Here is a 23,940-nt window from a genome sequence, read left to right on the forward strand (position 1 = left end):
CCGGGCCGTCGAGGCCCGGGTCAGTGCCCGCACCCGTGCCGGGCTGCCGCCGCTGAGCGTGGTCGCTGCCACCGGACTGCCGCTGACGCAGGAGTATCAGGACGGCATTGCCGCCGGCATCCTGGTCTCCCGCGGCCCCCTGGAGAGCCTGGGCACGGACACGGTCCGCTTCGTGGACGGCTCGGAGGAGAAAGCGGACGTGATCCTGTGGGCCACCGGGTTCCGTGCCGCGCTGGAGCATCTGGCCCCGCTGCGGCTGCGTGAACCCGGCGGAGGGATCCGGATGGACGGGGTCAGGGTGGCGCGTGAGCCCCGGCTGTTCCTGGTGGGCTACGGGGAATCCTCCTCCACACTGGGTGCCACCCGGGCCGGCCGTTCCGCCGCGCTGGCTGCAGTGCGGCTGCTGGAAGCGGAAGGCAGCCCTACCGCGGCTGTTCCAGCTCTTCCCACTCAAAGCGGGTAACCGTTCCACGCTCCCAGTCCCGGCGCAGGATGGCGTAGACCACGGTGGCCACCCGGCGGCCGTCCTCGAGCGGCCAGTCCTCCCGGTAGTGTGCCTCCTTCAGGAAGCCCGAGCGCAGCAGTGTCTTGCGCATGGCCACGTTGTCCTCGCGGGTACGGCCGGCAAATCGGTGGATGCGGGGATAGTCGCTGAAGACTTTTTCCGTCAGTGCCTGCAGCACGGGCACCGCGTTTCCCCGCCCCCGGAACCGTTCCACCAGCCTCAGGTCCAGCATGGGCGTGGGGGTATCCAGTTCCTCCAGGATGACCAGGCCCAGCCGGTGGTTGTCTCCGATCACCCAGTAGGTGCGCACGGTATCCCCGACGAAGCGCCCTTCCATCAGCAGCCTCCGGACCAGGCCTTCGGAAGGCGCCTTGATCCGGTGGTAGGGAAAACTGTTGGTGGTGAGGAACCGGACGAGTTCCTCCTCATCCTTGTCCGAAAGCGGCAGGAACGTCACATCCATGAGCCCAACCCTAAGCCAAGGCGGCAAAACCGGTAACCTAGCTAGGGTGACCGAATTGATTCCTCCCCTGCCCGCAGGCGCACGTACAGGCGCCTACACACTCACCCTTTCCTGCCCTGACCGGCCGGGAATTGTGCATGCGGTGAGCGCCTCGCTCGTGGCAGCGGAAGGCAACATTACCGAGTCGGCGCAGTACGGCAGCCCGGAGACCGGGTCCTTTTTTATGCGGGTGGAGTTCACCTCGCCCCGTTCCTATGAGCAGGTGCACAGCGAGCTGTCCGCCGTTGCCGGCGGCTTCTCCATGTCCTGGCAGCTGCACCGTGCCGGCCAGCGGGTCCGCACCCTGATTATGGCGTCCAAATCCGGGCACTGCCTCAATGACCTGCTGTTCCAGCAGCGGGCCGGCACCCTGCCGGTGGAAATCCCCGCCATTGTCTCCAACCACCGCGACCTTGAGCCGCTGGCAGAGTTTTACGGTGTGCCCTTCCACCACATTCCCGTAACACCGGAGACCAAGCAGCAGGCCGAGGACCACCTCCGTGCCCTGATGGCCGAACTGGACATTGAGCTGGTGGTCCTGGCCCGCTACATGCAGATCCTGAGCAACGAGCTCTGTGCCGACCTCTCCGGCCGGGCAATCAACATCCACCACTCCTTCCTGCCCTCGTTCAAGGGCGCCCGGCCCTACCACCAGGCGCATGCCCGCGGCGTGAAGCTCATCGGCGCCACTGCCCACTACGTCACGTCGGACCTGGATGAGGGTCCGATCATTGAGCAGGAAGTGATCCGGGTGGACCATGCCCGCTCCGCCGCCCAGCTCGCTGCCCTGGGCAGCGACGTTGAAGGGCGGGCGCTGTCCAAAGCCGTGCAGTGGCACGCCGAACACCGCGTCCTGCTGGACGGCATGCGGACCATCGTCTTCAACTAAGACGCCGTCCACCCCGGCTAGGCTGTGTGCCATGGCACACATTATTGAGTTCCGGGGCAAGTCCCCCTCCGTTGATCCCACCGTTTTCCTCGCCCCAACGGCGTCACTGATTGGCGATGTCACCATGGCGCCGGATTCCAGCGCCTTTTACGGCGTGTGCGTTCGCGGCGATTCCAACAGCATCACGGTGGGAGCGGGCACCAACCTGCAGGACAACGTGGTGCTGCACGCTGATCCCGGCTTCCCTACATCGGTCGGGGAACGCGTCAGTGTGGGCCACAATGCCGTAGTCCACGGCTGCACAGTGGAGGATGACTGCCTGATCGGAATGAGCGCCACCGTTATGAACGGCGCCGTCATCGGCGCGGGATCGCTCGTGGCGGCCGGCGCCCTGGTGCTTGAGGGAACCGTGGTGCCTCCGCGTTCCCTGGTGGCCGGCGTCCCGGCCAAGGTGCGCCGCCCGCTCTCCGACGAAGAGTTTGCCGGCGTCCGGGCCAACGCCGAGAACTACCGGCAGACTGCCGCCGAACACCGCAGTGCCGTCGCGGCCGCACAGCCGCCGGCAGCTGGCTGAACCGTGGCCCCGGAGGCAGGGACGCGAGTGCCGGACACCGTCATTGCGTTCACTTCTTGACGCCAACTGATGTGATGTAGCACTCTGAACTAATGCCAGCCGACCTATCCTCACCGTCGAGGAACCCCCTGACTCCGGAACCGGTCACCGCCAAGCCCGGTTCCCAGAGTGCCCTGCGTGCCCGCAACCGCCAGCGCATCATCGAGGCACTGGTTGCTTCCGGACCGCAGACCCAGGCCGAGCTTTCCCGCCAGACGGGACTCTCCAACGCCACCGTGTCCAACATTGTGAAGCTGATGCACCAGAACCGGCTGGTGAGCACCGAGCCCACCACCAGCTCCGGACGCCGCGCCCTCTCCGTCCGGCTCAATGACACCGGTGCTGTCGCCGCCGGCATCGACATCGGCCGGAGCCACGTCCGCGTGGTGCTGGCCTCGCTCAGTTACCGGATTCTGCAGGAGAAATCCCTCCGGCTTCCGCTGGGCCACTGCGCCTCTGAAGGCATGGACGCGGCAACGGAACTGCTGGAGGAGCTGCTGGAACGCCAGGGCGTGGACCGCAGCGCCCTACTGGGCGCCGGCGTCGGCATTCCCGGACCCATCGACCGGCGTACCGGAACCGTGGTGCAGGGCGCCATCCTGCCCGAATGGGTGGGCATCAACATGCGGCAGGACCTGGCCGAAAGGCTGCGCGTCCCCGTCTTCATCGACAATGACGCCAACCTCGGCGCCCTGGCCGAGGTGACCTGGGGGCCGCACGGCGGCACCGAGAACCTGATCTTCATCAAGGTGGCCACCGGCATCGGCGCCGGGCTGATCATCAACGGTTCGCTCTACTACGGCAACGTGGGCATTACCGGGGAAATCGGCCATGCCACCATCTCCGACCAGGGCCTTATCTGCCGCTGCGGCAACCGCGGCTGCCTGGAAACCATCGCCTCCACCGCCATCATGACCGAGCTGCTCAGCCGCAGCAGCCAGGAACCCGTGGGGACCGCGGACATCCTTGCCCGCGCCGCCGCCAGGGACCCGGCAACCCTGCGGGTCATCGACGACGCCGGCATGGCAGTCGGGCGGGCCGCGGCCAACCTCGCCAATACGCTCAATCCCGAACTAATCGTTGTGGGCGGGTCCCTTGCGGACCTCGGTGACACCTTCCTGGAGCCGATCCGGCGCGGCCTGCTGCGCCACGCCGTGCCCATGGTGGATGAGACCTCCACCGTAATGATGTCCTCGCTCGGGGAGCGTGCGGAAGCCCTCGGTGCAGCCGCCCTGGTGCTGCAGGAACAGGGCGCCCCGGTCCGCTGACCCCCCGGAAATACGCGGTATTGCGTTCAAGACTTGACGACAGTGCCTGTGACCATGTTAACTGCCTTATCGACCCACATGTGGGTCATCTCACGACAAAGAGGTCACACGGAGGCACTCATGCGAGCAGCAGCAGCTCCGGCAGAACACGCATACTGCGCGCCCTGCCCCGGCAGCAGGGACACCCTGCATGTCGGCTAATCCATTCATTCTGGAAATGGACTCCATCACCAAGGAGTTTCCCGGCGTTAAAGCCTTGTCCGACGTCTCACTGAAGGTCCGCGCCGGCGAAATCCACGCTATCTGCGGCGAAAACGGCGCCGGCAAATCCACCCTGATGAAGGTCCTCTCCGGGGTTTACCCCTACGGCACGTACACCGGCGAGATCTTCTTCCAGGGCCGTCCCGTCCAGTTCCGCGACATCCGCTCCAGCGAAGCTGCCGGCATCGTCATCATCCACCAGGAACTTGCCCTCATCCCGGAGCTCTCCATTGCCGAGAACATCTTCCTGGGCAACGAACCCACCCGTTTCGGAGTCATCAACTGGGACCGGATCAACTTCGAAACCCTGGACCTGATGGAACGCGTGGGCCTGAGCGAAGACCCCGCCACTCCCGTCAAGGAACTCGGCGTAGGCAAGCAGCAGCTGGTGGAAATCGCCAAGGCGCTGAGCAAAAAGGTTCAGCTGCTCATCCTGGACGAGCCGACTGCCGCACTGAATGAAACGGATTCCCAGCACCTGCTGGGCCTGATGTCCGGCCTGCGGGACAAGGGCATCTCCTGCATCATGATTTCGCACAAGCTCAACGAAATCGAGCAGATCTCCGACTCCATCACCATCATCCGCGACGGCAAATCGGTGGAAACCATCGACGTCGCCGTTGAAGGGGCGAACGAGGACCGGATCATCCGCGGCATGGTGGGGCGTTCCCTGGAATCCCGGTTCCCGGACCACACCCCCAATATCGGGGAAACCTTCTTCGAGGTCCGCGGCTGGACCGTGGGACACCCGTCCGTGGCGGACCGGCTGGTCTGCAAGGGCTCGGACTTCCACGTCCGCCGCGGCGAAATTGTGGGCTTCGCAGGGCTGATGGGTGCCGGCCGCACCGAACTGGCACGCTCCATTTTCGGCCGCTCCTACGGAAACTTCATCTCCGGCCAGATCATCAAGGACGGCAAGGAAATCACGCTCAAGAGCGTGCACTCCGCCATCAGCCACGGCCTGGCCTACGTCACCGAGGACCGTAAGACACTCGGCCTGAACCTGCTCGATGACATCAAGGCCACCACTGTCTCGGCGGACCTGAAAAGGATCACCCACGGCCTGGTGGTGGATGACGACGCCGAGTTCCGCCACGCCGAGGAATACCGCAGGAACCTGCGCACCAAGGCCCCGACGGTGGATGAAGGCGTCGCCAAGCTTTCCGGCGGCAACCAGCAGAAGGTTGTGCTGGCCAAGTGGATGTTCACCGACCCGGATCTGCTGATCCTCGACGAGCCCACCCGCGGCATTGACGTGGGTGCCAAGTATGAGATCTACGGGATCATCCAGCAGCTTGCCAACCAGGGCAAGGGAGTCATCGTGATCTCCTCGGAGCTGCCCGAACTGCTGGGCCTCTCGGACCGCATCTACACCATTTTTGAAGGGGCCATCACCGGCGAGGTCTCCAAGGCGGAAGCCAGCCAGGAGAACCTCATGAGGCTCATGACCTCCCCCACCAAGAAAACCTACGCCACTCAAGGAACCCTTTCATGAACGCCTTCAAGCAGCTCCTGAGCGGCAACGGCCGCCAGTTCGGGATGATCTTCGCCCTGGGCATCCTGGTCGTCCTTTTCCAGGTACTGACCGGGGGCAAGACCCTCACGTCCACGAACATGATCAACCTGTTCAACGGCAACTCCTACATCCTCATCCTAGCCGTGGGCATGGTCTTTGTGATCATCGCCGGGCACATCGATCTCTCCGTCGGTTCGGTGGCCGCGTTCTCCGGCATCGTCGTGGCCATGGCCATGCGTGACTGGGGGCTGCCCTGGTACGCCGGCATCATCCTGGGCCTGCTGGTCGGTGCCGCAATCGGCGCCTGGCAGGGCTTCTGGGTGGCCTACGTCGGCATACCGGCGTTCATCGTGACGCTGGCGGGCATGCTGATCTTCCGCGGAGCCAACCAGTGGGTCGGCAAGTCCAACACCGTGCCGGTCCCCTCCGAATTCCAGTTCATCGGTGCCGGCTACCTGCCCGAGGGCGGGCCCATCCCGGGCTACAACAACCTCACGCTGCTCCTCGGCCTGATCCTGTGTGCCGCCGTCATCTACGGTGAAATGCGCAAGCGCGGCCGCAATGCCAAGCTGGGCACCGTCAACCCGCCGGCCTGGGTCCCCATGGTGAAGATCGGCCTTCTCTGTGCCGTTATCCTCTACGCAACGTACCTCTTCGCCACCGGCCGTCCCGGCACCTCGTTCCCCATCTCGGGCATCATCCTCGGTGCACTGGTGCTGTTCTACGGTTTCGTCTCCAACAAGACCATCCTGGGCCGCCACGTCTACGCCGTGGGCGGCAACCGGCACGCAGCGGAACTCTCCGGTGTGCAGGGCAAGAAGGTGAACTTCATGGTCATGATGAACATGTCCATCCTCGCCGCGCTGGCCGGCATGATCTTCGTGGCCCGTTCCACCGCCTCCGGTCCGTTTGACGGAACCAACTGGGAGCTGGACGCCATTGCCGCTGTCTTCATCGGCGGCGCCGCAGTCTCCGGCGGCGTCGGCACCGTTGTCGGCTCCATCGTCGGCGGACTTGTGATGGCCGTGCTGAACAACGGCCTGCAGCTGCTGGGCGTCGGCGCGGATACCACCTCCATGATCAAGGGCCTGGTCCTGCTGCTCGCCGTCGCCCTGGATGTCTACAACAAGACCCAGGGCCGGCCCTCCATTACCGGGCTCCTGATGCGCAACTTCGGTGGGAACAAGCCGGCGCCGGCTCCCGCAGCCGTGGATGCCACCCCCGAAATGCCCACGGGCACCAAAACCGTCATCTCCACCGACGCCTAATCCTTTCCACTGACTGGCATTACTCACAGCACCGCTATCAAGAAAGAGAACACCATGCGTAAATTCGCAAAGTCCTTCGCCGTTGTCGCAACGGTGGCAGCATTGTCGCTGTCCGCCTGCGGCCGCTCCGAAGAAGCAGCATCCGAATCCGAATCCGGTTTCGGTGAGGGTGCCGCCATCGGCGTTGCCCTGCCGCAGAAGACCTCCGAAAACTGGGTCCTCGCCGAATCCCTGTTCAACGACGGCCTCAAGGACGCCGGCTTCGAAGGCCAGGTCCAGTTCGCCAACGGCGGCGTCTCCGAACAGCAGAACCAGATCAGCTCCATGATCACCAACGGCGTCGAGGTCCTGATTGTAGGCGCCATCGACGGCAGCCAGCTCGGCTCCCAGCTGCAGGAAGCCAAGGATGCCGGCATTACCGTCATCGCCTATGACCGCCTGCTGACCAACACCGAGAACGTGGACTACTACGTGGCCTACGACAACTTCAAGGTCGGACAGCTGCAGGGCCAGGCGCTGCTGGACGGATTGAAGGAAAAGAAGCCCGAGGGCCCCTACAACATTGAACTGTTCGCCGGATCCCCCGATGACGCCAATGCCCAGGTCTTCTTCGACGGCGCCATGGACGTGCTGAAGCCGGAGATCGAAGCAGGAAACCTCAAGGTTGTTTCAGGTCAGACGCAATTCAACCAGGCTGTCACCCAGGGCTGGAAGGCTGAGAACGCCCAGAAGCGTGCGGACACGCTGCTCTCCGCCAACTACGCCTCGGTGGAACTGGACGGCGTCCTCTCCCCCAACGACACCCTGGCCCGCGCGGTCCTGACCTCCGTTGAAGCGGCCGGCAAGCCGCTGCCCGTCATCACCGGCCAGGACTCCGAGGTTGAGTCCGTGAAGCTGATCATGGAAGGCAAGCAGTACTCCACCATCAACAAGGACACCCGCAACCTGGTGAACCACAGCATCGAGATGGTCAAGAACCTGGCCGCCGGTGAGGATGTTGAGATCAACGACGACGAGAGCTACGACAACGGCACCAAGGTTGTTCCGGCTTACCTGCTGGAGCCGGTCATCGTTACCAAGGCCAACGCCGGCGAAGCCTACGCCAACGATCCGACTCTTTCCGAGCTGGTCAAGTAAATAAGCATCACCTGAAGTAGCACTACCGCCCTCCGGGGCGGAACGGCCCGGGACCCTGACGGGACCCGGGCCGTTCCTTTGGGACTGGCACCGACCCCTAGGCTCGGGCCGCTGCCCACCATAGAGTAGGGGCACTCCCTGCAACGACGCGGAAGATGAGGACAATGACCGCTGTTCAACACATTCCCACCCCTCCCTGTGTGCAACCCGGGGCCCCCAGCCCGGTCCAGGCCACCGGCCGCACCCTCCGCTGGGGTGTAGTCGCCACCGGCAACATCGCCGAACGGGTCACCGAGGACATTGCCCGGCTTGAAGATGCCGTCCTGCAGGCAGTGAGTTCACGCGGCCAGGCCAGCGCCGAGGATTTTGCCCGGCGATTTGGCTTCGCCACCAGCTACTCCGACTCTTCGGAGGGCAAGGGCTACGACCAGTTGTTTGCTGATCCGGACGTGGACGTTGTTTACATCGCATCCCCGCACGCCCAGCACTACGAGATCACCCGGCGGGCGCTGGAAGCCGGCAAGCACGTCCTGTGCGAGAAATCCCTGACCATCAATGCCAGGGAAGCCGAGGACCTGATCGAGCTGGCGCGCTCCCGCAACGTATTCCTCATGGAAGCCGTGTGGACGCGGTTCCTGCCCTGCATCAACCGGATCTGGGAGCTGGTGGCGTCCGGGGAACTGGGTGACATCCACTGGGTCCAGGCCGATCTGGGCTTCCCGGCCGCCTATGACCCGTCGCACCGGCTCTGGGATCCCGCCGCAGGTGGCGGAGCACTGCTGGATCTCACCGTTTATCCGCTGACCTTTGCGCTCGGGGCCCTGGGATACCCGGAGACGGTCCACGCCATCGGCGCCGTCAACGCGGACGGCGTGGATGTCCAGAACGCGCTGACGCTGGGTTATGCCACCGGCGGGATGGCGCAGCTGACGTCCTCGCTGGTGTCCTCGTGCCCGCGGACGGCGGTGATCTCCGGCACCAAGGGCTGGCTGCGCACCGGGTCCCCTCTGCACAACCCGGTGGAACTGACGATCACCCCGCACATGGGCGAAGCCCGGACCGAACGGTTCCCGCAGGTTGGCAACGGCTACACCTACGAGCTGCGTGAGGTCAGCCGCTGCATCCAGGCGGGCCTGCTGGAAAGCCCCACCATGACGTGGGCCGATTCGTTGCGCACCATGCGCATCTTTGATGCCGCCCGCGCCCAGATGGGCGTGCTCTACCGCAACGACGAAGCGGCCGTACCACGCTGATACACGCACGACGGCGGCCCCAGACCCTCCCGGGGTGCGGGGCCGCCGTCGTTGTGCGGTTGTTTAGGCGTTCCGAACGTTCTGCTGGGCGTCGGTGGCCGACTCCTTCACCTCCGTCGCAGCGCTCTGTCCCTCGGACTTAACGCTTTCTGCGGCATCGGCAGCAGTAGCCTTGACGTTCTCCATGGCTTCCTGGGCAGGTTCCTTGAGCCCCTGTGCCATTTCCTTTGCCGCCCCTGCCAGCTCATCGGTCATCGGCTTGGCAGCGGTCTTGAGGTTGTCCGCCGCGACGCGTTCCTTCTCGCTGGCGGGGATCAGGGATGCAGCAAGAAGCCCGGCGCCGAACGCGATCAGGCCGGCTGCCATGGGGTTGCCCTGTGCCTTGCCTACCAGCTGCCCCGGAGCATCCTGCACAGCTGACCCGGCAGCGGACATACCCTCCGACATGCTGCCGCCGGCATTTGAGGCACTGTTACCCATAGAATCAGCCACACCCATCACCTTGTCCTTCACTCCGAATACCTTGTCCTTCACCTTGTCCGTCTGGCGCTGGACGATGTGGGAGGGGGTTACCTTGTCCGCCACGGCGTCCACGTTCGTCCCCAGCCGCTGGCGGGTACGCTCGATGTCGGCGCGAATCTCATCAGGGTTTTCACTCATCGTGTTTCCTCGCTTGGTTTCATGGTCCCGGGGATTTCCTGCAGGGTTTCCGAGGTCTGCGGCAGGCCCTTGATCTTCTTCATTTCCGTACGTCCGCGGGCCGCCAGGACAGCGGCAATAATGGCCCAGATGACGGCGACGATCACGGCGGACCAGCCGAAGCCGATCGCGGTGGTGCCGAGGCCGTACCAAAGGGCAACGGACAGGAAGAGGAGAACGAAGTAACCGGCGACGGCGGCGCCGCCCAACATTCCCGCACCTTTTCCGGCGCGGGTTGCCGACTGCTTCATCTCCACCTTTGCCAGCTCAACTTCCTGGCGCATCAGCGTGGTCATATCCTGCGTCACCTGGCCAAGAAGGTCACCCAGAGAGGTGGACTCCGCCTTGGCCTGTGCAGGCGTGGGAGGGATTTCGGTGCTCATTAGTGCCGACCACCACTGTAGGGATCAGCTGCCGGAACTCCGGTGGACGGCGTAGGCGGCAGGGTCTGAGCCGACGCCGGGCCGGAACCTGCACTGCGTACCGGCTCGGAGCCGAAGGGATCATCAATCCCCGTACCACTCCGGGACGCCTGGCCTTCCGCAGCGGTTCCGGAGCCCGTGGGCTGGGGTGGCTGGATCGGCGGAACCGGGGGCGCCGGCGGGGCTACATGCTGGCCGGTGGAGCCGCCGGACGTGTCCTGCGCCGGAACTCCGGCGCTGAGGCTCTTGTTCAGACGGCCGGCGAGGAAACCCGCACCGGCTGCGATGGCCAGGAATGCCATGGGCCTCTGACGGGCAAAGCCTTTGACCTCGTCCAGCAGCGATCCCGGGTCCCGTCCGTCAAGCCAACCGGCGACGGAGGAGGCGCGGCTGGCCGCTTCCCCTACAAGATCGGCGGCCACGCCGGACTGACCGGACTGCGCCATGGACTGCAGTTCATCGGCCACGGAGCGGAGGCCTTCGGCCACCTTCTGCTGCTGGGCACCCGCCTGCTCGGTGAGATCGGAGCGTGCCTGGGTGAAGAGGTCCTTGGCGTTGCTCTTCACCTCGGATGCCACGCCGGCAGCTTCGGTCTTGGCTGTCTCCGCCACCTGCTGGGCGTTGCCTTTGGCGTGCTGGGCGAGGTCACTCGCCTCCTGCTTGGCTGAATCGGTCTTGGCGGCTGCGGTTGAGTCAGATCCCTGTCCTGCGGTAGGGGATGCTGCATGGCTTCCGTCGCGCGGGCTGAAATTCTCTGTCATCATCGCTCTCTTTCGTCGCATTGTTGATCGGATCGAAACCGCAAAAACAATACTAAGCATACTTACCTAATTTTGGGTAATAAGCAACCTTGCTTATGCGCCCGGTGCGTGGTTGTCTGATTGGCACCGATGAGAAGAGACAACCGGGTACGGCCATCCAGCCGTACATCCGTTTGTCCGCAACCCCCAGGAGCATCAGCATGGCGGCACTTACGCGATCTGTCCATGACCTCACAGCAGCAGCCTGGTTCGGCGGTTCCCTTATGGGCGCCATCGGCCTCAACGGGGCGGCCGCGGAAGCGAAGGATCCCACGGAGAGGACCCGGCTTTCCGCCTTGGGATGGAAGAAATGGGCACCGGTCCAGGCAGCGGCAATCGGCGCCCATTTCCTTTCCGGACTAGCGCTGTTGGGTGACAACAGTGCGCGGGTAGCCCGGCAGGACGGGGTGGCCCGGCTTACCGCGTACAAAACTGCGGTTACCGTCCTCGGTGCAGGGGTCACCCTGTACGCGGGCATCCTCGGCGGAAAGGTGGAGCAGCTTTCGGAACAGGGCAGCCAGGGGGCCACCGAGCCGAGGGAAGGCGCTTCCAAGGAACTGAAGTCAGCTCAGAGGCAGCTCAAGGTCCTCCAATGGAGTATCCCCGTGCTGTCCGGAGCTGTCATTGTGATGGGCGCCCAGCACGGTGAGATGCAGCGGCCCGTCAACGTCTACAAGGGCCTGAAGGAGAAGTAGGGGTCATGGGGGCCGAAGTCACGAGCCGGACGTTCAGCAGGGCACAGCGGACCGCCTACCGGCAGCGGCTGCTGGAGAACCTGGACCACTTTGCCCATTACCTGTCCACGGCCCGGTTCGCCGACACGGCGAGCATTGGGCTGGAGCTCGAGCTGAACCTCACCAACCGGGACTTCTCCCCCGCCCTGCGCAACCAGGCTGTCCTGAAACGCATCGCTGATCCGGCTTTCCAGACCGAAATCGGCGCTTTCAACATCGAGATGAACCATCCCGCACTTTCGATCGGGCAGTTCGGACTCAAGGACCTCGAAGACGGCCTGCGAACGCAGCTGAACCGTGCTGACCAACGCGCGGAGCAGGAGGACGCGGACATCATGATGGTGGGAATCCTGCCCACCCTGACACCCGGGTTCATGGACGGCTGGGAGTGGCTCAGCAGCGGCCAGCGCTATGCCGCACTGAACACCTCGGTACTCCAGGCACGCGGTGAAGACGTTTTGCTGGATCTCTCCGGCCCGGAGCCTCTGTCCTTCTACGCCCAGAACATTGCCCCTGAAGCGGCGTGTACGTCGGTGCAGCTGCATCTGGAAGTCTCACCCGAGCAATTTGCACCGGCCTGGAATGCAGCGCAGATGATCGCCGCTCCCCAGGTTGCGCTGGCGGCCAACTCGCCCATTTTCATGGAACACGTCCTGTGGCATGAAACCCGGATTGAACTGTTCAAGCAGTCAATCGATACCCGGCCCCCGGAAATGCGCCAGCAGGGGGTGCGGCCCCGCGTCTGGTTCGGAGAACGGTGGATCACCTCCATCTTCGACCTGTTTGAGGAGAACGTACGCTACTTCCCGGCGCTGCTCCCGGAGCTCTCGGGCCGAGGGGATGAAACCACCTCTGCAGGTGCACCGCTGCTGGCTGAACTGCGGCTGCACAACGGGACCGTTTACCGCTGGAACCGGCCCATTTATGACCCGGGCAGCGGCACCCCCAATCTGCGGTTGGAAAACCGCGTGCTGCCGGCAGGTCCGTCAGTCATTGACGTTGTAGCCAATGCAGCTTTCTATTACGGCCTGGTGGAATACATCCGCACGGCAGACCGTCCACTGTGGAGCCGGCTTGCCTTCAAGACCGCGTCCGACAATTTCCTCTCCTGTGCCCGCCACGGGCTGGAGGCCACGGTGTATTGGCCGGGCATCGGCGAAATTCCGGTTGCTGAGCTGATTGTGCGGCACCTGATCCCGCAGGCCGCCGAAGGGCTGCGCGCCCTGAAGGTGGACCCCACGCTCATAGACCGCTATCTGGACGTTGTCTCCGAGCGGGCACGGACCGAGCAGAACGGAGCAGCCTGGCAGATCGCCACGCTTCGCCGCCTGGAGGAATCCGGACTGGCACGCAGCGCCGCGCTGGCCGAAATGTCCCGCCTCTACTGGGAGAACATGCACAGCAATACGGCCGTGCACGCCTGGCCGGTGGGCTGAGGACAGAAAAAACCGGTCCTCCCGGACCGTTTTTATCCATCTGATCTGGCACTCACTATGCCCGAGTGCTAGCGTAATTTCATCGTTGAGGTAGTGCGACTCAACCTTTATCGACCCTTCCACAATCGGCGTTTCCACCACCGATGCCCGACCGACGTCGGTGGCACAAAGGAGTTGATGAACATGGCGATGAAGTTTGATCCATTCCGTGAGCTGGACCGGGTTGCGGGCGCCCTTCTGGACCCGCGCCAGCGGCTTCGGCTGATGCCCATCGATCTGTACCGCGAGGGCGACCATTACATCCTCAATGCAGATCTTCCCGGCATCGATCCCGGCTCGGTGGACGTTGACGTGGATGGCCAGCTGCTGACCATCCGCGCCGAACGGACCATCCATACCACCGAAGGGGTGACCTGGCTGACCCGCGAGAGGGAAAGCGGCAGCTTCCTCCGGCAGCTGAACCTTGGCCAGGGCATAGATATCGACAACATCTCAGCCAAGTACGAGAACGGCGTGCTGAGCGTCTTCATCCCGGTCAGCGAGCGTTCGAAGCCGCGGAAGATCGAGGTTTCCGCAGCGTATAAGGACGGGAACACGATCTCGGGCCAGAGTTCCTCGGAGCCGGCGTCCGTTTCATCGGGCTCCGGAATGGGATCCGGTTCCAGCGGCTCGGGCTCCGGCATGGGCGGTTCCAGCTCAGGCATGGGCGGAGGTTCAGGAATGGGCTCCGGCGGCTCCGGTTCCGGCGGCTCAGGCTCGTCCGGGCCATCCTCCTCCGGCGATCAGGGTGCCGGCATTTAGCCGGCAAATTGCCAGCGCAGCAGGCCCCGGACTTCGGTCTGGGGCCTGCTGCTTTTGTTTGAGGCCGCGTTTGTTCGAGGCCTGCTGCCTTTGTTCAGGGCCGGCCGCCTCCAGACAGTCAGGACACCGGCCGGCGCTGCCAGATGGCGGCCATCAGGGCGCCGGAGACGTTGTGCCAGACCGAAAACACTGCCGCGGGCAACGCCGCTTCCGGAGCGAAGTACTGTTTCGCCAAGCCGGCAGCAAGCCCGGAGTTCTGCATCCCCACTTCAATAGCCATGGTCCGGCGTGACGGGATCGGCTGCCGGAACAGCTTGGCGGCGCCGTACCCCAGTCCCAGTCCCAGCGCGTTGTGCAGCACCACCGCGAGCAGGATAAGCCAGCCCGCGGTGAAAATTGCCTGGGCGCTGCCGGACACCACCGCGATCACCACAAACGTAATCGCCAGCACGGAAACCCAGGGCAGCACGGGGAGGATCCGGTCCACCAGCCGCGGCATCAGGTAGCGGATCACCAGTCCGAGCACCACCGGAATCAGGACAATCTGCACAATGGACCACGCCATGGAACCGGCGTCAACTGCCATGTACCGGCCCGCGAGCCAGAGCGCCAGCAGCGGGGTCAGCAGGGGCGCCAGCAGTGTGGACACCGAGGTCATGGCCACGGAGAGGGCCACGTTGCCCCGGGCCAGATAGGTCACGACATTGGACGCCGTGCCGCCCGGAGCGCAGCCCACCAGGATCAGGCCCGCTGCCAGTTCCGGGCTGAGATTCAGCGCCCAGGCTATCCCCAGACCCAGCAGCGGCATTATGACAAACTGCGCCACCACGCCCAGCAGCACCGGAAGCGGCTGGCGGACCACCATCCCGAAATCCGGGAGGGTCAGCGTCAGGCCCATACCGAACATAATCAGCATCAGACCCGGGTTAATGTAGGCGGAGAGCCCGGTGAAGGGCTGCGGGAAGAAGAGCGCAATCACTCCCCCGGCAACAATAAGCAGCGGAAAAACCGTTACCGCTATGCGGGCGCTGCGCTCTTCGGCAGCGGAAACCGCCGGGGCCGGCGTAGTGGTGGAATTCGACATCCCCACATGGTGGCACCGCGGGTACCTCCGCGCTACTTATTACGCGGCCTCCGTATTAAACGACGACGGCGCGCCGCCCCGCGAAGGGGCAGCGCGCCGTCGTCGTACTCCCCCGCAACAGGGCGGGGAAGGCGCGGTGAGGAGAGCCGGTTAGGCCGCAACCTCGGCGCCCAGGCGGGCCTTGAGGTTCTCATCCAGTGCGGCGAGGAACTCTTCGGTGGTCAGGTACGGCTGGTCCGGGCCGACCAGCAGTGCCAGGTCCTTGGTCATCTTGCCGGATTCGACCGTCTTGATGACAACGTCTTCAAGGGTCTCGGCGAAGTTGATGACCTCGGGGGTGTTGTCCAGCTTGCCGCGGTGCATCAGGCCACGGGTCCACGCGAAGATCGAGGCGATCGGGTTGGTGGAGGTGGGCTTGCCCTGCTGGTGCTGGCGGTAGTGACGGGTCACGGTGCCGTGTGCAGCTTCAGCCTCGACGGTCTTGCCGTCCGGGGTCATCAGCACGGAGGTCATCAGACCCAGCGAGCCGAAGCCCTGTGCCACGGTGTCGGACTGGACGTCGCCGTCGTAGTTCTTGCAGGCCCAGACGTAGCCGCCTTCCCACTTCATTGCGGAGGCAACCATGTCATCGATCAGGCGGTGCTCATAGGTGAGCCCGGCTGCTTCGAACTGGTCCTTGAACTCGGCGTCGAAGACTTCCTGGAACAGGTCCTTGAACTGGCCGTCGTAGGCCTTCAGGATGGTGTTCTTGGTGGAGAGGTACACCGGGTAGTTGCGCTGCAGGCCGTACGCGAAGGAAGCGCGGGCGAAGTCCTTGATGGAATCGTTGAAGTTGTACATACCCATGGCGACGCCGCCATCTTCGTTGTACGTCACAACCTGCTGCTTGATTTCTTCGCTGCCGTCGGCCGGGGTGTAGGTCAGCGTCAGCGTGCCGGCACCGGGAACCTTGAAGTTCGTGGCCTTGTACTGGTCACCGTGGGCGTGGCGGCCAATGATGATCGGCTTGTTCCAGCCCGGGACCAGGCGCGGGATGTTGGAGATGATGATCGGCTCGCGGAAGACCACGCCGCCGAGGATGTTGCGGATGGTTCCGTTCGGGGAGACCCACATCTTCTTCAGGCCGAATTCCTCGACACGTGCCTCGTCGGGGGTGATGGTTGCGCACTTGACGCCCACGCCGTGTTCCTTGATGGCGTTGGCGGCGTCGATGGTGACCTGGTCATCGGTCGCGTCGCGGTTCTGGATGGAGAGGTCGTAGTACTTCAGGTCTACGTCCAGGTACGGGTTGATCAGGCGGTCCTTGATGAACTGCCAGATGATACGGGTCATCTCATCGCCGTCGAGCTCTACGACAGAGCCCACAACCTTGATTTTCTCAGCCACACGGTCTCCTTGTGTGTTGGTGGGCACCGGAGCATGTCTTGTGGCATGACGGAACCCGTTTTTTAGGCTTGTATTTGAGTTCAACTATGCCACAGCGCACTATCTGTGCCCTAAAACGCGGGACGGCACATTACCTGCACCGTCCCGCGTTTTCGTATGGCCTGCGGCGTATTCGCTAGTGGAAGAAGTGCCGGGCGCCGGTGAAGTACATGGTCACGCCCGCCGCGGCAGCAGCTTCGACCACTTCGTTGTCGCGGATGGAGCCGCCCGGCTGGACCACGGCGCGCACACCGGCGTCGAGCAGGATCTGCAGTCCGTCCGCGAAGGGGAAGAACGCGTCCGACGCCGCTACGGAACCGCGGGCGCGGTCCTCGCCCCCGGCGCCCAGGGTGTTGGCCCGTTCAACGGCGAGCCGGCAGGAATCCACCCGGTTCACCTGGCCCATGCCCACACCCACGGACGCGCCGTTCTTTGCCAGCAGGATGGCATTGGACTTCGCGGCCCGCACGGCGGCCCAGGCAAAGGCCAGATCGGCCAGGGTGGCCTCGTCCGCCGGTTCCCCCGCGGCGAGGGTCCAGTTGGCCGGATCATCGCCCTCGGCCTGCAGCCGGTCCGCCTTCTGCACCAGCACACCGCCGGACACCTGCCGGAATTCGGCAGTGTTGCGGCCGTATCCGTCCGGCAGGGCGAGCAGCCGGATGTTCTTCTTCGCGCTGAGGATCTCGACGGCGGCCGGCTCGAAGTCCGGAGCAATCACCACCTCGGTGAAGATGTCCTTCACCGTTTCCGCCATGCCCGCGGTGACCGTGCGGTTGGCGGCAATCACGCCGCCGAACGCGGAGACCGGATCACAGGCATGGGCCTTGGCGTGCGCGTCCGCAATGGGATCGGCCGCATTCGGGGACGCCACCGCGATACCGCACGGGTTCGCGTGCTTCACGACGGCGACGGCGGGCTCATCGAAGTCGAAGGCGGCACGCAGGGCGGCGTCGGCGTCGACGTAGTTGTTGTAGGACATGGCCTTGCCGTGCAGCTGATCGGCCTGGGCAACGCCGGGCTGGCCGCCCTTCTCCACGTACAGGGCAGCGTCCTGGTGCGGGTTTTCGCCGTAGCGCAGCACTTCGGCGCGCTCCAGGGCGAGGCCGGTGTAGGCCGGCCACTTGGCGCCGTCCTCGGTGCCGTCGCCGAACTGCTCAGCCGTCCAGGTGGCTACCGCGTTGTCGTAGGCGGCAGTATGGGCGAATGCTTCAGCAGCCAGCCGGCGGCGCTGCGCGAGGTCGAAGCCGCCCTCCGCCGCTGCGGTGACAACGTCGGAGTATTTGTCCGGGTCAACCACCACGGCCACCGACGGGTGGTTCTTGGCGGCGGCGCGGACCATGGAGGGCCCGCCGATGTCGATCTGCTCCACCACGTCATCCTGCGCCGCGCCGGAGCGGACGGTTTCAACGAACGGGTAGAGGTTGACCACCACGAGGTCGAAGGGTTCAATCTCCATTTCCTCGAGCTGGGCCACATGGTCATCCCGGCGGCGGTCGGCGAGGATCCCGGCATGGACGCGGGGGTGCAGCGTCTTGACCCGGCCGTCGAGGCACTCAGCGAACCCGGTCACCTCGGAGACCTCGGTGACGGCGACGCCGGCAGCAGCAATCTGCTTGGCCGTGGAGCCGGTGGAGACAATGCTGACACCGGCTGCGGCGAGGCCTTGCGCGAGTTCCGTCAGCCCCGTCTTGTTGTAGACCGAAATCAGGGCCCGGCGGATAGGGACACGGTCGAGGACGGGGTTGCTCACAACTGACACTCCAAGGATTCGATGAACGGCGTGCGCAGGCCGTGCGGCCCACGAGAAGTTTATGCCTTGAGCCCTCCGCCCCGCCTCGGAGCGGTGTAACACCGTGTCTCGGGGGATGAATGCGGGGCGGGGTTGGGGGGTGCGGGGTGCGGTGTGGCGGGTGCGGGGTGCGGTGTGGCGGGTGCGGGGTGCGGTGTGGCGGTTGCGGGGTGTGGTGTGGCGGTTGCGGGGCGTGGCCGTTGCGCAGCGTGGTGGGGCGGTTGCGGAGCGTGGTGGGGCGGGTGCGGGGTGCGGTGTGGCGGGTGCGGGGTGTGGTGTGGCGGTTGCGGGGCGTGGCCGTTGCGGAGCGTGGTGGGGCGGGTGCGGTGTGGCGGTTGCGGGGTGCGGTTGCGGGCTCCAGCGGATCGAAACGGCACGATTTACCGTTTTGCGCATCGAGAAGGCACGATTTACCGTTTTCGGCCCGGAATTCGGTAAATCGTGCCTTCTCGATTCAGTGCCGCGGCACCGGGGACCCACCGCACCGGCGGGACAGGGACCAAGGGACCCCAGGGGCCGGCGGGACCGGGATCAAGGGGCCCGCTCCACCGGCGGGACCGGCACCCGGGACCGGCACCCGGGACCGGCCGGACCGGCCGGACCGGCAGCCCGGTCTGGTCTACACGGCTCTGCCGGGATACCAGCCCCGCGCACGCAAGGTACTACGGATACGTTCCTCCGTTGCTGCCCGATTTTCGGGGCGAAGGTGCTTTTTGCTGAAGCGCAGCACCACCCAGCCCAGTTGCCGCAGCCTCTCATCCCGTTCAATGTCGCGATGCCACTGGTCCGGATCCCGCAGATGGTGTTCCCCTTCGTATTCAAGGGCAATCCGCAGTGCCCGGTACTGCAGGTCCGGCCGGGACACGGGCCGCCCGCCGGCACCCATGATCCACCGGTTCACCTCCGGCTCCGGCAGGCCCGCGGACAGGATGAGCAGCCGCAGACGCGATTCCGGGGCTGAATCGACACCCGCGCGCATCAGCGCAAGTGCCGTCCGCGCCGTGGAAATGCCGCGGCTTCCGGATCTCCGGTCGATGAGGTCCTGCAGGTCCTGGACCCGGCACAGCGGATCGGGCCGCGGAAGGTAGCCGCCTCGCACCGGGGCATCCAGCCGTCGAAGCACCGAGTCGCCGGCCACCACCAGGTCAGCGACCGGGAGCAGGGCCGCGAGGTCACACCACGTCCATGCGGGAGAGGTGATCAGTATCCCGGCTATCCGTACTACGTCTTCCCGCAGGAGCGGAGCCTGATGCCCAACCACGCCCTTCCGCCGGGGCCGAGACAACCGCAGCGGCCGGGTGAGGTGAAGCGGGCCGTCCGCCAGGCGCCGCGGCAGCCACATTCCCCACAGGGCGGCGGCAGTGGCGTGGCTGGCTACGGTAAGGCCGCCAACAGGCGCAAGCGGACGAACGATGTGCAGCAGGGAAGGCTCCAGCCCCGTGACGGCACGGATGCCGTACCCGACGGCGTCGTACTCTTTCCTCCGCAGGGCCGCCGGCGGCACACCGCGTGCCCGTGCCTCCGCCACGGTGAACACGGACCCGGGCAGCACCGGTCCTGGAAGGGCCGGCTGTTCACCCCGCTGCGCGTCAGCCATGGCCCCATACTTCCTGCTTCCGCGGGTTCCTCCGGTTTTGTCCACAGGCATACGCCTGCACGCGGTACTGTTTTCCCCGATGCAATCAGCGCTCCGCTGCATCATCTTCTGCCCAGCTCCGGAAGGCCCCGCCCAGATGTCCATCACCAATGCCCTGCCCACCGGCGACCAGGTGGTCCAAAACCTGCCCTGGCGGTGGAACGTTCAGGGCCGGATCTTCCTGATCGGCGGCCTGGGCTTTATGTTCGACGCCTGGGACGTGACCCTGAACGGCGTCCTGATTCCCCTGCTCTCCAAGGAATGGGACCTGGTGCCGGCGCAGGCCGCCTGGATCGGTACCGCGAATCTGCTCGGCATGGCCATCGGGGCATTTGTCTGGGGGTCCATTGCTGATGCGATCGGCCGCAAGCGGGCGTTCTCGGCCACGCTGCTGGTCTTCTCGCTCTTCACCGTGCTCGGCGCCTTCTCCCCGGACATTGTCTGGTTCTGCATTTTCCGCTTTATGGCCGGGTTCGGCCTGGGCGGCTGCGTGCCCGTGGACTATGCCCTGGTGGGAGAGTTCACGCCCAAAAAACAACGCGGCCGGGTGCTCACCGCGATGGACGGCTGGTGGCCGGTGGGTGCGGCGCTCTGCGGAGTTACCTCTGCGGTGATCATGGCGACCTTCGCCGACTGGCGGTACACCATGCTGATCATGGTGCTGCCGGCCCTGCTGGTCTTCTGGGTGCGCCGCTCGGTGCCGGAATCCCCGCTCTACCTCGTGCGCAAGGGCCGGACCGCTGAAGCAGCCGCCGTCATCGAGGATCTGATCCGGCGCACCGGCGGCGCCAAAACCGAGTGGCGGCTGCCCGAACCCGCGGAGCCGGAAAAGCTGACACTGCGCACCATGGGCACCCAGCTCGCCGACCTCTGGCGGTTCAGCACCAAAACCACCATCGCCGCGTGGTCCCTGTTCCTGACCATCCTGCTGGTCTACTACCTGGCCCTGCAGTGGATGCCCAAGATCCTCGTGGACGCCGGGTTCGCGGAATACCGCGCGTTCCTGACCACATCCGGCATGGCCGCCGTCGGACTGCTGGGCGTGATTGCCGCCGCCCTGCTGGTGGAAAAGGTGGGGCGGAAGTGGATCCTGGCAGTGACCGGGCCGCTGTCCGCGGCGATCCTGGTGGTGGTGGCCCTGGTAGTGGACGTACCCACGGCCGCCACCATCTGGCTGCTGGCCTACGGGTTTGTGGTGCAGGTGGCCATTCCGGTGCTCTACGCCTACGTGTCCGAGCTCTACCCCACCGAGCTGCGCGGCAGCGGATTCGGCTGGGCGTCCACCGTCTCGCGGATTGGCGCCGGGTTCGGTCCTTTGATTTTCGTCTCGGTCCTGTGGCCGTACCTCGGGCTGCCGCTGTCCTTCGCGCTGGCCGGGGTGCTGGTGCTGCTGGCAGTACTCTGGATGGCCCGGTTCGCTCCCGAGACCAAGGGCGCGGCACTGGACTGAGCGGCCAGGGATCCGGCGGGCCGGGTCTTCGGGGGAACCCGCTGGACTGAGCAGCTAGGGCCCCGGTGGGCCGGGCCTTCCGGAACCCGCTCAGAGCCCTTCGCGGCTGAGGCGGTCCAGCGTTTCCAGCAGCAAACGGCGTTCCTGCACCTTGATGCGTTCGTGCAGGGTCTCTTCCGTGTCGCCGTCGAGCACCTCGACGGCCGCCTGGGCCAGGATCGGCCCGGTGTCCACGCCGGCGTCGGCCCAGTGGACGGTGCAGCCGGTGATCTTCACTCCGTAGGCCAGGGCGTCCCGCACCCCGTGGGCTCCGGGGAAGGAGGGCAGCAGGGCCGGGTGGGTGTTCAGGTAGCGGCCGTTGAAGGAGTTGATGAACTCCTCGTCCACTATCCGCATGAATCCGGAGGAGAGCACCAGATCCGGAGCGTAGGAGGCCACTTCCCTGGTGAGTGCCCGGTTCCAGTCAGCCCGCGCCGGATAGTCGCGGAAGTTCACCACAAAGGTGGGGTACCCGGCGTCGGCGGCGCGCTCCACACCGTAGGTGCCGGGCCGGTCCGAACCCACGGCGGCAATTTCGACGTCGAGCTGCCCGTCCCGGACGGCGTCCAGCACGGCCTGGAGGTTGGATCCGGTGCCGGACACAAGAACTACAATGCGCATGCGTCAACCATAGGGTGCCGCGTCGCCTAGGGTTAAACGCATGAACGACGACGGTGCCCAGACCCAGACCAAGTCCCCGGCCGGGGCGGACAGCAGCCGCCAGGATGTTCCCGACGAGCAGAAGCGCAACGCGGTTCAGTACGTTCGGATCTTCTGGTTGCTGGCAATCGCCACACTGCTGAGCAGCAATCTTGTACTGCCGTGGAAGCTGGTGCCGATAGCGCTCGGAACGGCCGCCGTCGTAGTAGGCATTATTGCGCTGGTCAAAGCCGCCCGGGCAAAGATGCGGCCCGTGCTGCCGGTCCTGATCTCCATCGGCCTGGTCATCACGTTCGTCACCACGCTCGGCATGGCGGCCATGGCCATGCTCTGGGACCGGACGGTGACCTACGAATCCTGCATGCGTTCAGCCATCACGCTGAACGCATCCGAGTCCTGCCAGTCCGAGTACCTGAGCTTCGAGCTGCCGTAACCTTCCTCAGGCCTTGAGCGCAGGTTCGCGTACCTGTTTCGGCTCGCGTTCCAGCCACGGGCCCACGGCGTAGCCAATGACGACGCCGACCCCAACCTCCGCGGCAACCCACAGGCCCAGCCACAGCGGGTCGGGACCGAGGCCGACAAAACGCCCCACGCCCAGCGAGCCCTGGGAAAGCCAGCCCGCTGCCGCCGCCAGCACGCCGGACACCAGGCCCACAATGGCGCCCAGCACCAGGGTGGATACCGGAGCGGTGAACCACCGGGCACGGATCTTGATGGACAGCCACTCATCAAAGTGGTTCTCACCCTCACGCAGGAACCACCAGCCGGCCAGGATGCCCGCGGCCACGGGGATCAGCAGGGCAACGTAGCCGTATTCCATGCCGCCTGCCGGCAGGGCCGCCAGCACCGGGACCGCCGGCAGCGGACCCACGGTGGTTTCCAGCGGGCTGATGATGCTGCCGGTGCCCATGGAGAACCCGGCGCCGGAAGCCCAGCCAAGGGTCCACACCACAAAGTTCGGCATCAGGCCCAGCTCCACCACGGTGAGCACCGCCCCGCCGATTATCCCTGCGTCGAGCCGCTGGTACACCGCCGCGATGGTGGCCCAGTTCAGTGCCAGGGCAACAACCAGCAGTACAGCTGACAGGCCCAGGGCGGCGACGATTCCCACCACCCCGGCCCGCAGCGCGGACCACAGGTAAGAACCTGCCCAGCGCGAATGCTGGCTGGTCCGGGCAATCCAGTCGGTAAGGTCCATGCCGATCAGGCGCACCCACGAACCGGCCTCGATCCGGGCACCCACAATAAGGCCGGCTCCGGCAGCAATCAGGGGCAGCAGTGCCCCGGCTGTCACCGAAATCCGGACACCGTCCGTACTGCTGAAATATGCCGCGGCCGCGCCCAGCAGTGCATAGGTTCCCAAGGCCCCGAGCAGGGCCTGCCAGAGCTGGTCGGTGTAGGAGGCCCGGGCCAGCCGGCGTCCGGCCCGCCAGGACAGGAAGAACGGAATCAGGCTCAGTCCGAGCGGAAGCAGTGAGAGCAGGCCGGTGGAGGGCGCTGCGCCGAGCTCCCCGGCGGGAAGGCTCAGGGACAGCGGCACGCCGTGGATCAGCAGCCAGGCCTGGCCGCCCAGCCGGGCAAGGGAGGAGAACTCCCGGTCGGTGAAACCGTTGGCAAACCAGACGCCGACCAGCGGCAGCAGTACCACCAGCGCCGAGAGCAGGGCAGCCTGGCCCAGTTCAAACGTTCCCTGCAGCCAGAGCGGCATGGGCGGCATACCCGGCTTCTTGCGCCGCAATAAAATCTTCATCGG

Annotated in this window: 21 protein-coding genes and 2 pseudogenes; 13 read left to right on the forward strand and 10 right to left on the reverse strand. The window is 65.3% G+C overall.

Annotation, left to right across the window (positions count from 1 at the left end):
- Positions 1–463: pseudogene (locus AC5RVB_RS14255) on the forward strand (pyridine nucleotide-disulfide oxidoreductase); the annotation flags it as partial.
- Here the strand turns inward: AC5RVB_RS14255 and AC5RVB_RS14260 are convergent.
- The gene (locus AC5RVB_RS14260) at positions 423–968 is read right to left on the reverse strand and encodes a GNAT family N-acetyltransferase (protein ID WP_290245462.1); all 546 of its coding nucleotides are present in this window, start codon (positions 966–968) and stop codon (positions 423–425) included. The pseudogene AC5RVB_RS14255 and the gene AC5RVB_RS14260 sit on opposite strands and share 41 nt — an antisense overlap.
- Positions 969–1,014: 46 nt before the next feature.
- On the opposite strand from AC5RVB_RS14260, the gene purU reads away from it, so the two are divergent.
- From purU to AC5RVB_RS14295, 7 genes are all read left to right on the forward strand, one after another.
- Complete coding sequence (purU, locus tag AC5RVB_RS14265) at positions 1,015–1,896, forward strand: formyltetrahydrofolate deformylase (RefSeq protein WP_227904165.1); 882 nt, start codon at positions 1,015–1,017, stop codon at positions 1,894–1,896.
- A gap of 31 nt (positions 1,897–1,927) precedes the next feature.
- Positions 1,928–2,470, forward strand: coding sequence for a gamma carbonic anhydrase family protein (locus AC5RVB_RS14270; protein WP_227904164.1), 543 nt, complete (start codon positions 1,928–1,930; stop codon positions 2,468–2,470).
- Between the two features lie 92 nt (positions 2,471–2,562).
- Positions 2,563–3,777, forward strand: coding sequence for an ROK family transcriptional regulator (locus tag AC5RVB_RS14275; protein ID WP_227928868.1), 1,215 nt, complete (start codon positions 2,563–2,565; stop codon positions 3,775–3,777).
- A gap of 190 nt (positions 3,778–3,967) precedes the next feature.
- Positions 3,968–5,533, forward strand: a complete 1,566-nt coding sequence (mmsA, locus tag AC5RVB_RS14280) for a multiple monosaccharide ABC transporter ATP-binding protein (RefSeq protein WP_494142980.1) — start codon at positions 3,968–3,970, stop codon at positions 5,531–5,533.
- Positions 5,530–6,822 (forward strand): multiple monosaccharide ABC transporter permease, encoded by a 1,293-nt coding sequence (gene mmsB, locus AC5RVB_RS14285; RefSeq protein WP_494142981.1) that lies wholly within the window; start codon positions 5,530–5,532, stop codon positions 6,820–6,822. The genes mmsA and mmsB overlap by 4 nt, the downstream gene beginning before the upstream one ends.
- Positions 6,823–6,876: 54 nt before the next feature.
- On the forward strand, positions 6,877–7,959 hold the full coding sequence (locus tag AC5RVB_RS14290; RefSeq protein WP_494142982.1) for a substrate-binding domain-containing protein: 1,083 nt from the start codon (positions 6,877–6,879) through the stop codon (positions 7,957–7,959).
- Between the two features lie 164 nt (positions 7,960–8,123).
- Positions 8,124–9,212 (forward strand): Gfo/Idh/MocA family protein, encoded by a 1,089-nt coding sequence (locus AC5RVB_RS14295; protein WP_494142983.1) that lies wholly within the window; start codon positions 8,124–8,126, stop codon positions 9,210–9,212.
- 63 nt (positions 9,213–9,275) lie between these two features.
- On the opposite strand, the gene AC5RVB_RS14300 is transcribed toward AC5RVB_RS14295, so the two are convergent.
- From AC5RVB_RS14300 to AC5RVB_RS14310, 3 genes are read right to left on the reverse strand one after another with little or no spacing between them, the layout of a single operon-like run.
- A complete protein-coding gene (locus AC5RVB_RS14300; protein ID WP_494142984.1) occupies positions 9,276–9,872 on the reverse strand; it encodes a DUF3618 domain-containing protein in 597 nt (198 codons plus the stop codon).
- Positions 9,869–10,294, reverse strand: a complete 426-nt coding sequence (locus AC5RVB_RS14305) for a phage holin family protein (protein WP_494142985.1) — start codon at positions 10,292–10,294, stop codon at positions 9,869–9,871. The genes AC5RVB_RS14300 and AC5RVB_RS14305 overlap by 4 nt, the downstream gene beginning before the upstream one ends.
- Positions 10,294–11,097, reverse strand: a complete 804-nt coding sequence (locus AC5RVB_RS14310) for a hypothetical protein (protein ID WP_494142986.1) — start codon at positions 11,095–11,097, stop codon at positions 10,294–10,296. The genes AC5RVB_RS14305 and AC5RVB_RS14310 overlap by 1 nt, the downstream gene beginning before the upstream one ends.
- A gap of 197 nt (positions 11,098–11,294) precedes the next feature.
- On the opposite strand from AC5RVB_RS14310, the gene AC5RVB_RS14315 reads away from it, so the two are divergent.
- The 3 genes and pseudogenes from AC5RVB_RS14315 to AC5RVB_RS14325 all read left to right on the forward strand — a co-directional run.
- Positions 11,295–11,828, forward strand: a complete 534-nt coding sequence (locus tag AC5RVB_RS14315; RefSeq protein ID WP_494142987.1) for a hypothetical protein — start codon at positions 11,295–11,297, stop codon at positions 11,826–11,828.
- A gap of 5 nt (positions 11,829–11,833) precedes the next feature.
- Complete coding sequence (locus tag AC5RVB_RS14320) at positions 11,834–13,303, forward strand: glutamate-cysteine ligase family protein (protein WP_290245467.1); 1,470 nt, start codon at positions 11,834–11,836, stop codon at positions 13,301–13,303.
- A gap of 183 nt (positions 13,304–13,486) precedes the next feature.
- Positions 13,487–13,894 (forward strand): annotated as a pseudogene (locus AC5RVB_RS14325) (Hsp20/alpha crystallin family protein); the annotation flags it as partial.
- Between the two features lie 328 nt (positions 13,895–14,222).
- Here the strand turns inward: AC5RVB_RS14325 and AC5RVB_RS14330 are convergent.
- The 4 genes from AC5RVB_RS14330 to AC5RVB_RS14345 form a co-directional block, all read right to left on the reverse strand.
- A complete protein-coding gene (locus tag AC5RVB_RS14330; RefSeq protein WP_494142988.1) occupies positions 14,223–15,188 on the reverse strand; it encodes a bile acid:sodium symporter family protein in 966 nt (321 codons plus the stop codon).
- 150 nt (positions 15,189–15,338) lie between these two features.
- Positions 15,339–16,574, reverse strand: coding sequence for an NADP-dependent isocitrate dehydrogenase (locus AC5RVB_RS14335; protein WP_227904152.1), 1,236 nt, complete (start codon positions 16,572–16,574; stop codon positions 15,339–15,341).
- A 175-nt stretch (positions 16,575–16,749) separates the two neighbouring features.
- Positions 16,750–18,363 (reverse strand): bifunctional phosphoribosylaminoimidazolecarboxamide formyltransferase/IMP cyclohydrolase, encoded by a 1,614-nt coding sequence (gene purH, locus AC5RVB_RS14340; protein ID WP_227904151.1) that lies wholly within the window; start codon positions 18,361–18,363, stop codon positions 16,750–16,752.
- A 658-nt stretch (positions 18,364–19,021) separates the two neighbouring features.
- Entirely contained in the window at positions 19,022–19,999 is a 978-nt protein-coding gene (locus tag AC5RVB_RS14345; protein ID WP_494142989.1) for an endonuclease domain-containing protein, read from the reverse strand.
- Between the two features lie 136 nt (positions 20,000–20,135).
- Here AC5RVB_RS14345 and AC5RVB_RS14350 point away from each other — a divergent pair, with 136 nt between their 5' ends.
- Positions 20,136–21,488, forward strand: coding sequence for an MFS transporter (locus AC5RVB_RS14350; RefSeq protein WP_494142990.1), 1,353 nt, complete (start codon positions 20,136–20,138; stop codon positions 21,486–21,488).
- Positions 21,489–21,578: 90 nt separating this feature from the next.
- Here the strand turns inward: AC5RVB_RS14350 and purN are convergent, their stop codons facing one another.
- Positions 21,579–22,148 carry a phosphoribosylglycinamide formyltransferase gene (gene purN, locus AC5RVB_RS14355; RefSeq protein WP_227928858.1) on the reverse strand — a complete coding sequence of 190 codons (570 nt, stop codon included), beginning with the start codon at positions 22,146–22,148 and terminating at the stop codon, positions 21,579–21,581.
- Between the two features lie 40 nt (positions 22,149–22,188).
- Between purN and AC5RVB_RS14360 the strand changes: the two genes are divergently transcribed.
- Positions 22,189–22,620, forward strand: a complete 432-nt coding sequence (locus tag AC5RVB_RS14360) for a hypothetical protein (protein ID WP_227904147.1) — start codon at positions 22,189–22,191, stop codon at positions 22,618–22,620.
- A gap of 6 nt (positions 22,621–22,626) precedes the next feature.
- Here the strand turns inward: AC5RVB_RS14360 and AC5RVB_RS14365 are convergent, their stop codons facing one another.
- Positions 22,627–23,937 (reverse strand): cell division protein PerM, encoded by a 1,311-nt coding sequence (locus AC5RVB_RS14365; RefSeq protein WP_227904146.1) that lies wholly within the window; start codon positions 23,935–23,937, stop codon positions 22,627–22,629.
- Positions 23,938–23,940: the final 3 nt, after the last annotated feature.

The organism is Arthrobacter sp. Y3225209 (assembly GCF_059090685.1).

Coding starts and splice junctions, on each gene's coding strand:
- purN (WP_227928858.1), bottom strand. CDS start 22,148: ATGCGCATTGTAGTTCTTGTGTCCGGCACCGGATCCAACCTCCAGGCC.
- AC5RVB_RS14295 (WP_494142983.1), top strand. CDS start 8,124: ATGACCGCTGTTCAACACATTCCCACCCCTCCCTGTGTGCAACCCGGG.
- AC5RVB_RS14290 (WP_494142982.1), top strand. CDS start 6,877: ATGCGTAAATTCGCAAAGTCCTTCGCCGTTGTCGCAACGGTGGCAGCA.
- AC5RVB_RS14310 (WP_494142986.1), bottom strand. CDS start 11,097: ATGATGACAGAGAATTTCAGCCCGCGCGACGGAAGCCATGCAGCATCC.
- AC5RVB_RS14315 (WP_494142987.1), top strand. CDS start 11,295: ATGGCGGCACTTACGCGATCTGTCCATGACCTCACAGCAGCAGCCTGG.
- mmsB (WP_494142981.1), top strand. CDS start 5,530: ATGAACGCCTTCAAGCAGCTCCTGAGCGGCAACGGCCGCCAGTTCGGG.
- AC5RVB_RS14260 (WP_290245462.1), bottom strand. CDS start 968: ATGGATGTGACGTTCCTGCCGCTTTCGGACAAGGATGAGGAGGAACTC.
- AC5RVB_RS14360 (WP_227904147.1), top strand. CDS start 22,189: ATGAACGACGACGGTGCCCAGACCCAGACCAAGTCCCCGGCCGGGGCG.
- AC5RVB_RS14350 (WP_494142990.1), top strand. CDS start 20,136: ATGTCCATCACCAATGCCCTGCCCACCGGCGACCAGGTGGTCCAAAAC.
- AC5RVB_RS14365 (WP_227904146.1), bottom strand. CDS start 23,937: ATGAAGATTTTATTGCGGCGCAAGAAGCCGGGTATGCCGCCCATGCCG.
- mmsA (WP_494142980.1), top strand. CDS start 3,968: ATGTCGGCTAATCCATTCATTCTGGAAATGGACTCCATCACCAAGGAG.
- AC5RVB_RS14305 (WP_494142985.1), bottom strand. CDS start 10,294: ATGAGCACCGAAATCCCTCCCACGCCTGCACAGGCCAAGGCGGAGTCC.
- AC5RVB_RS14300 (WP_494142984.1), bottom strand. CDS start 9,872: ATGAGTGAAAACCCTGATGAGATTCGCGCCGACATCGAGCGTACCCGC.
- AC5RVB_RS14275 (WP_227928868.1), top strand. CDS start 2,563: ATGCCAGCCGACCTATCCTCACCGTCGAGGAACCCCCTGACTCCGGAA.
- AC5RVB_RS14270 (WP_227904164.1), top strand. CDS start 1,928: ATGGCACACATTATTGAGTTCCGGGGCAAGTCCCCCTCCGTTGATCCC.
- AC5RVB_RS14345 (WP_494142989.1), bottom strand. CDS start 19,999: ATGGCTGACGCGCAGCGGGGTGAACAGCCGGCCCTTCCAGGACCGGTG.
- AC5RVB_RS14330 (WP_494142988.1), bottom strand. CDS start 15,188: ATGTCGAATTCCACCACTACGCCGGCCCCGGCGGTTTCCGCTGCCGAA.
- AC5RVB_RS14320 (WP_290245467.1), top strand. CDS start 11,834: ATGGGGGCCGAAGTCACGAGCCGGACGTTCAGCAGGGCACAGCGGACC.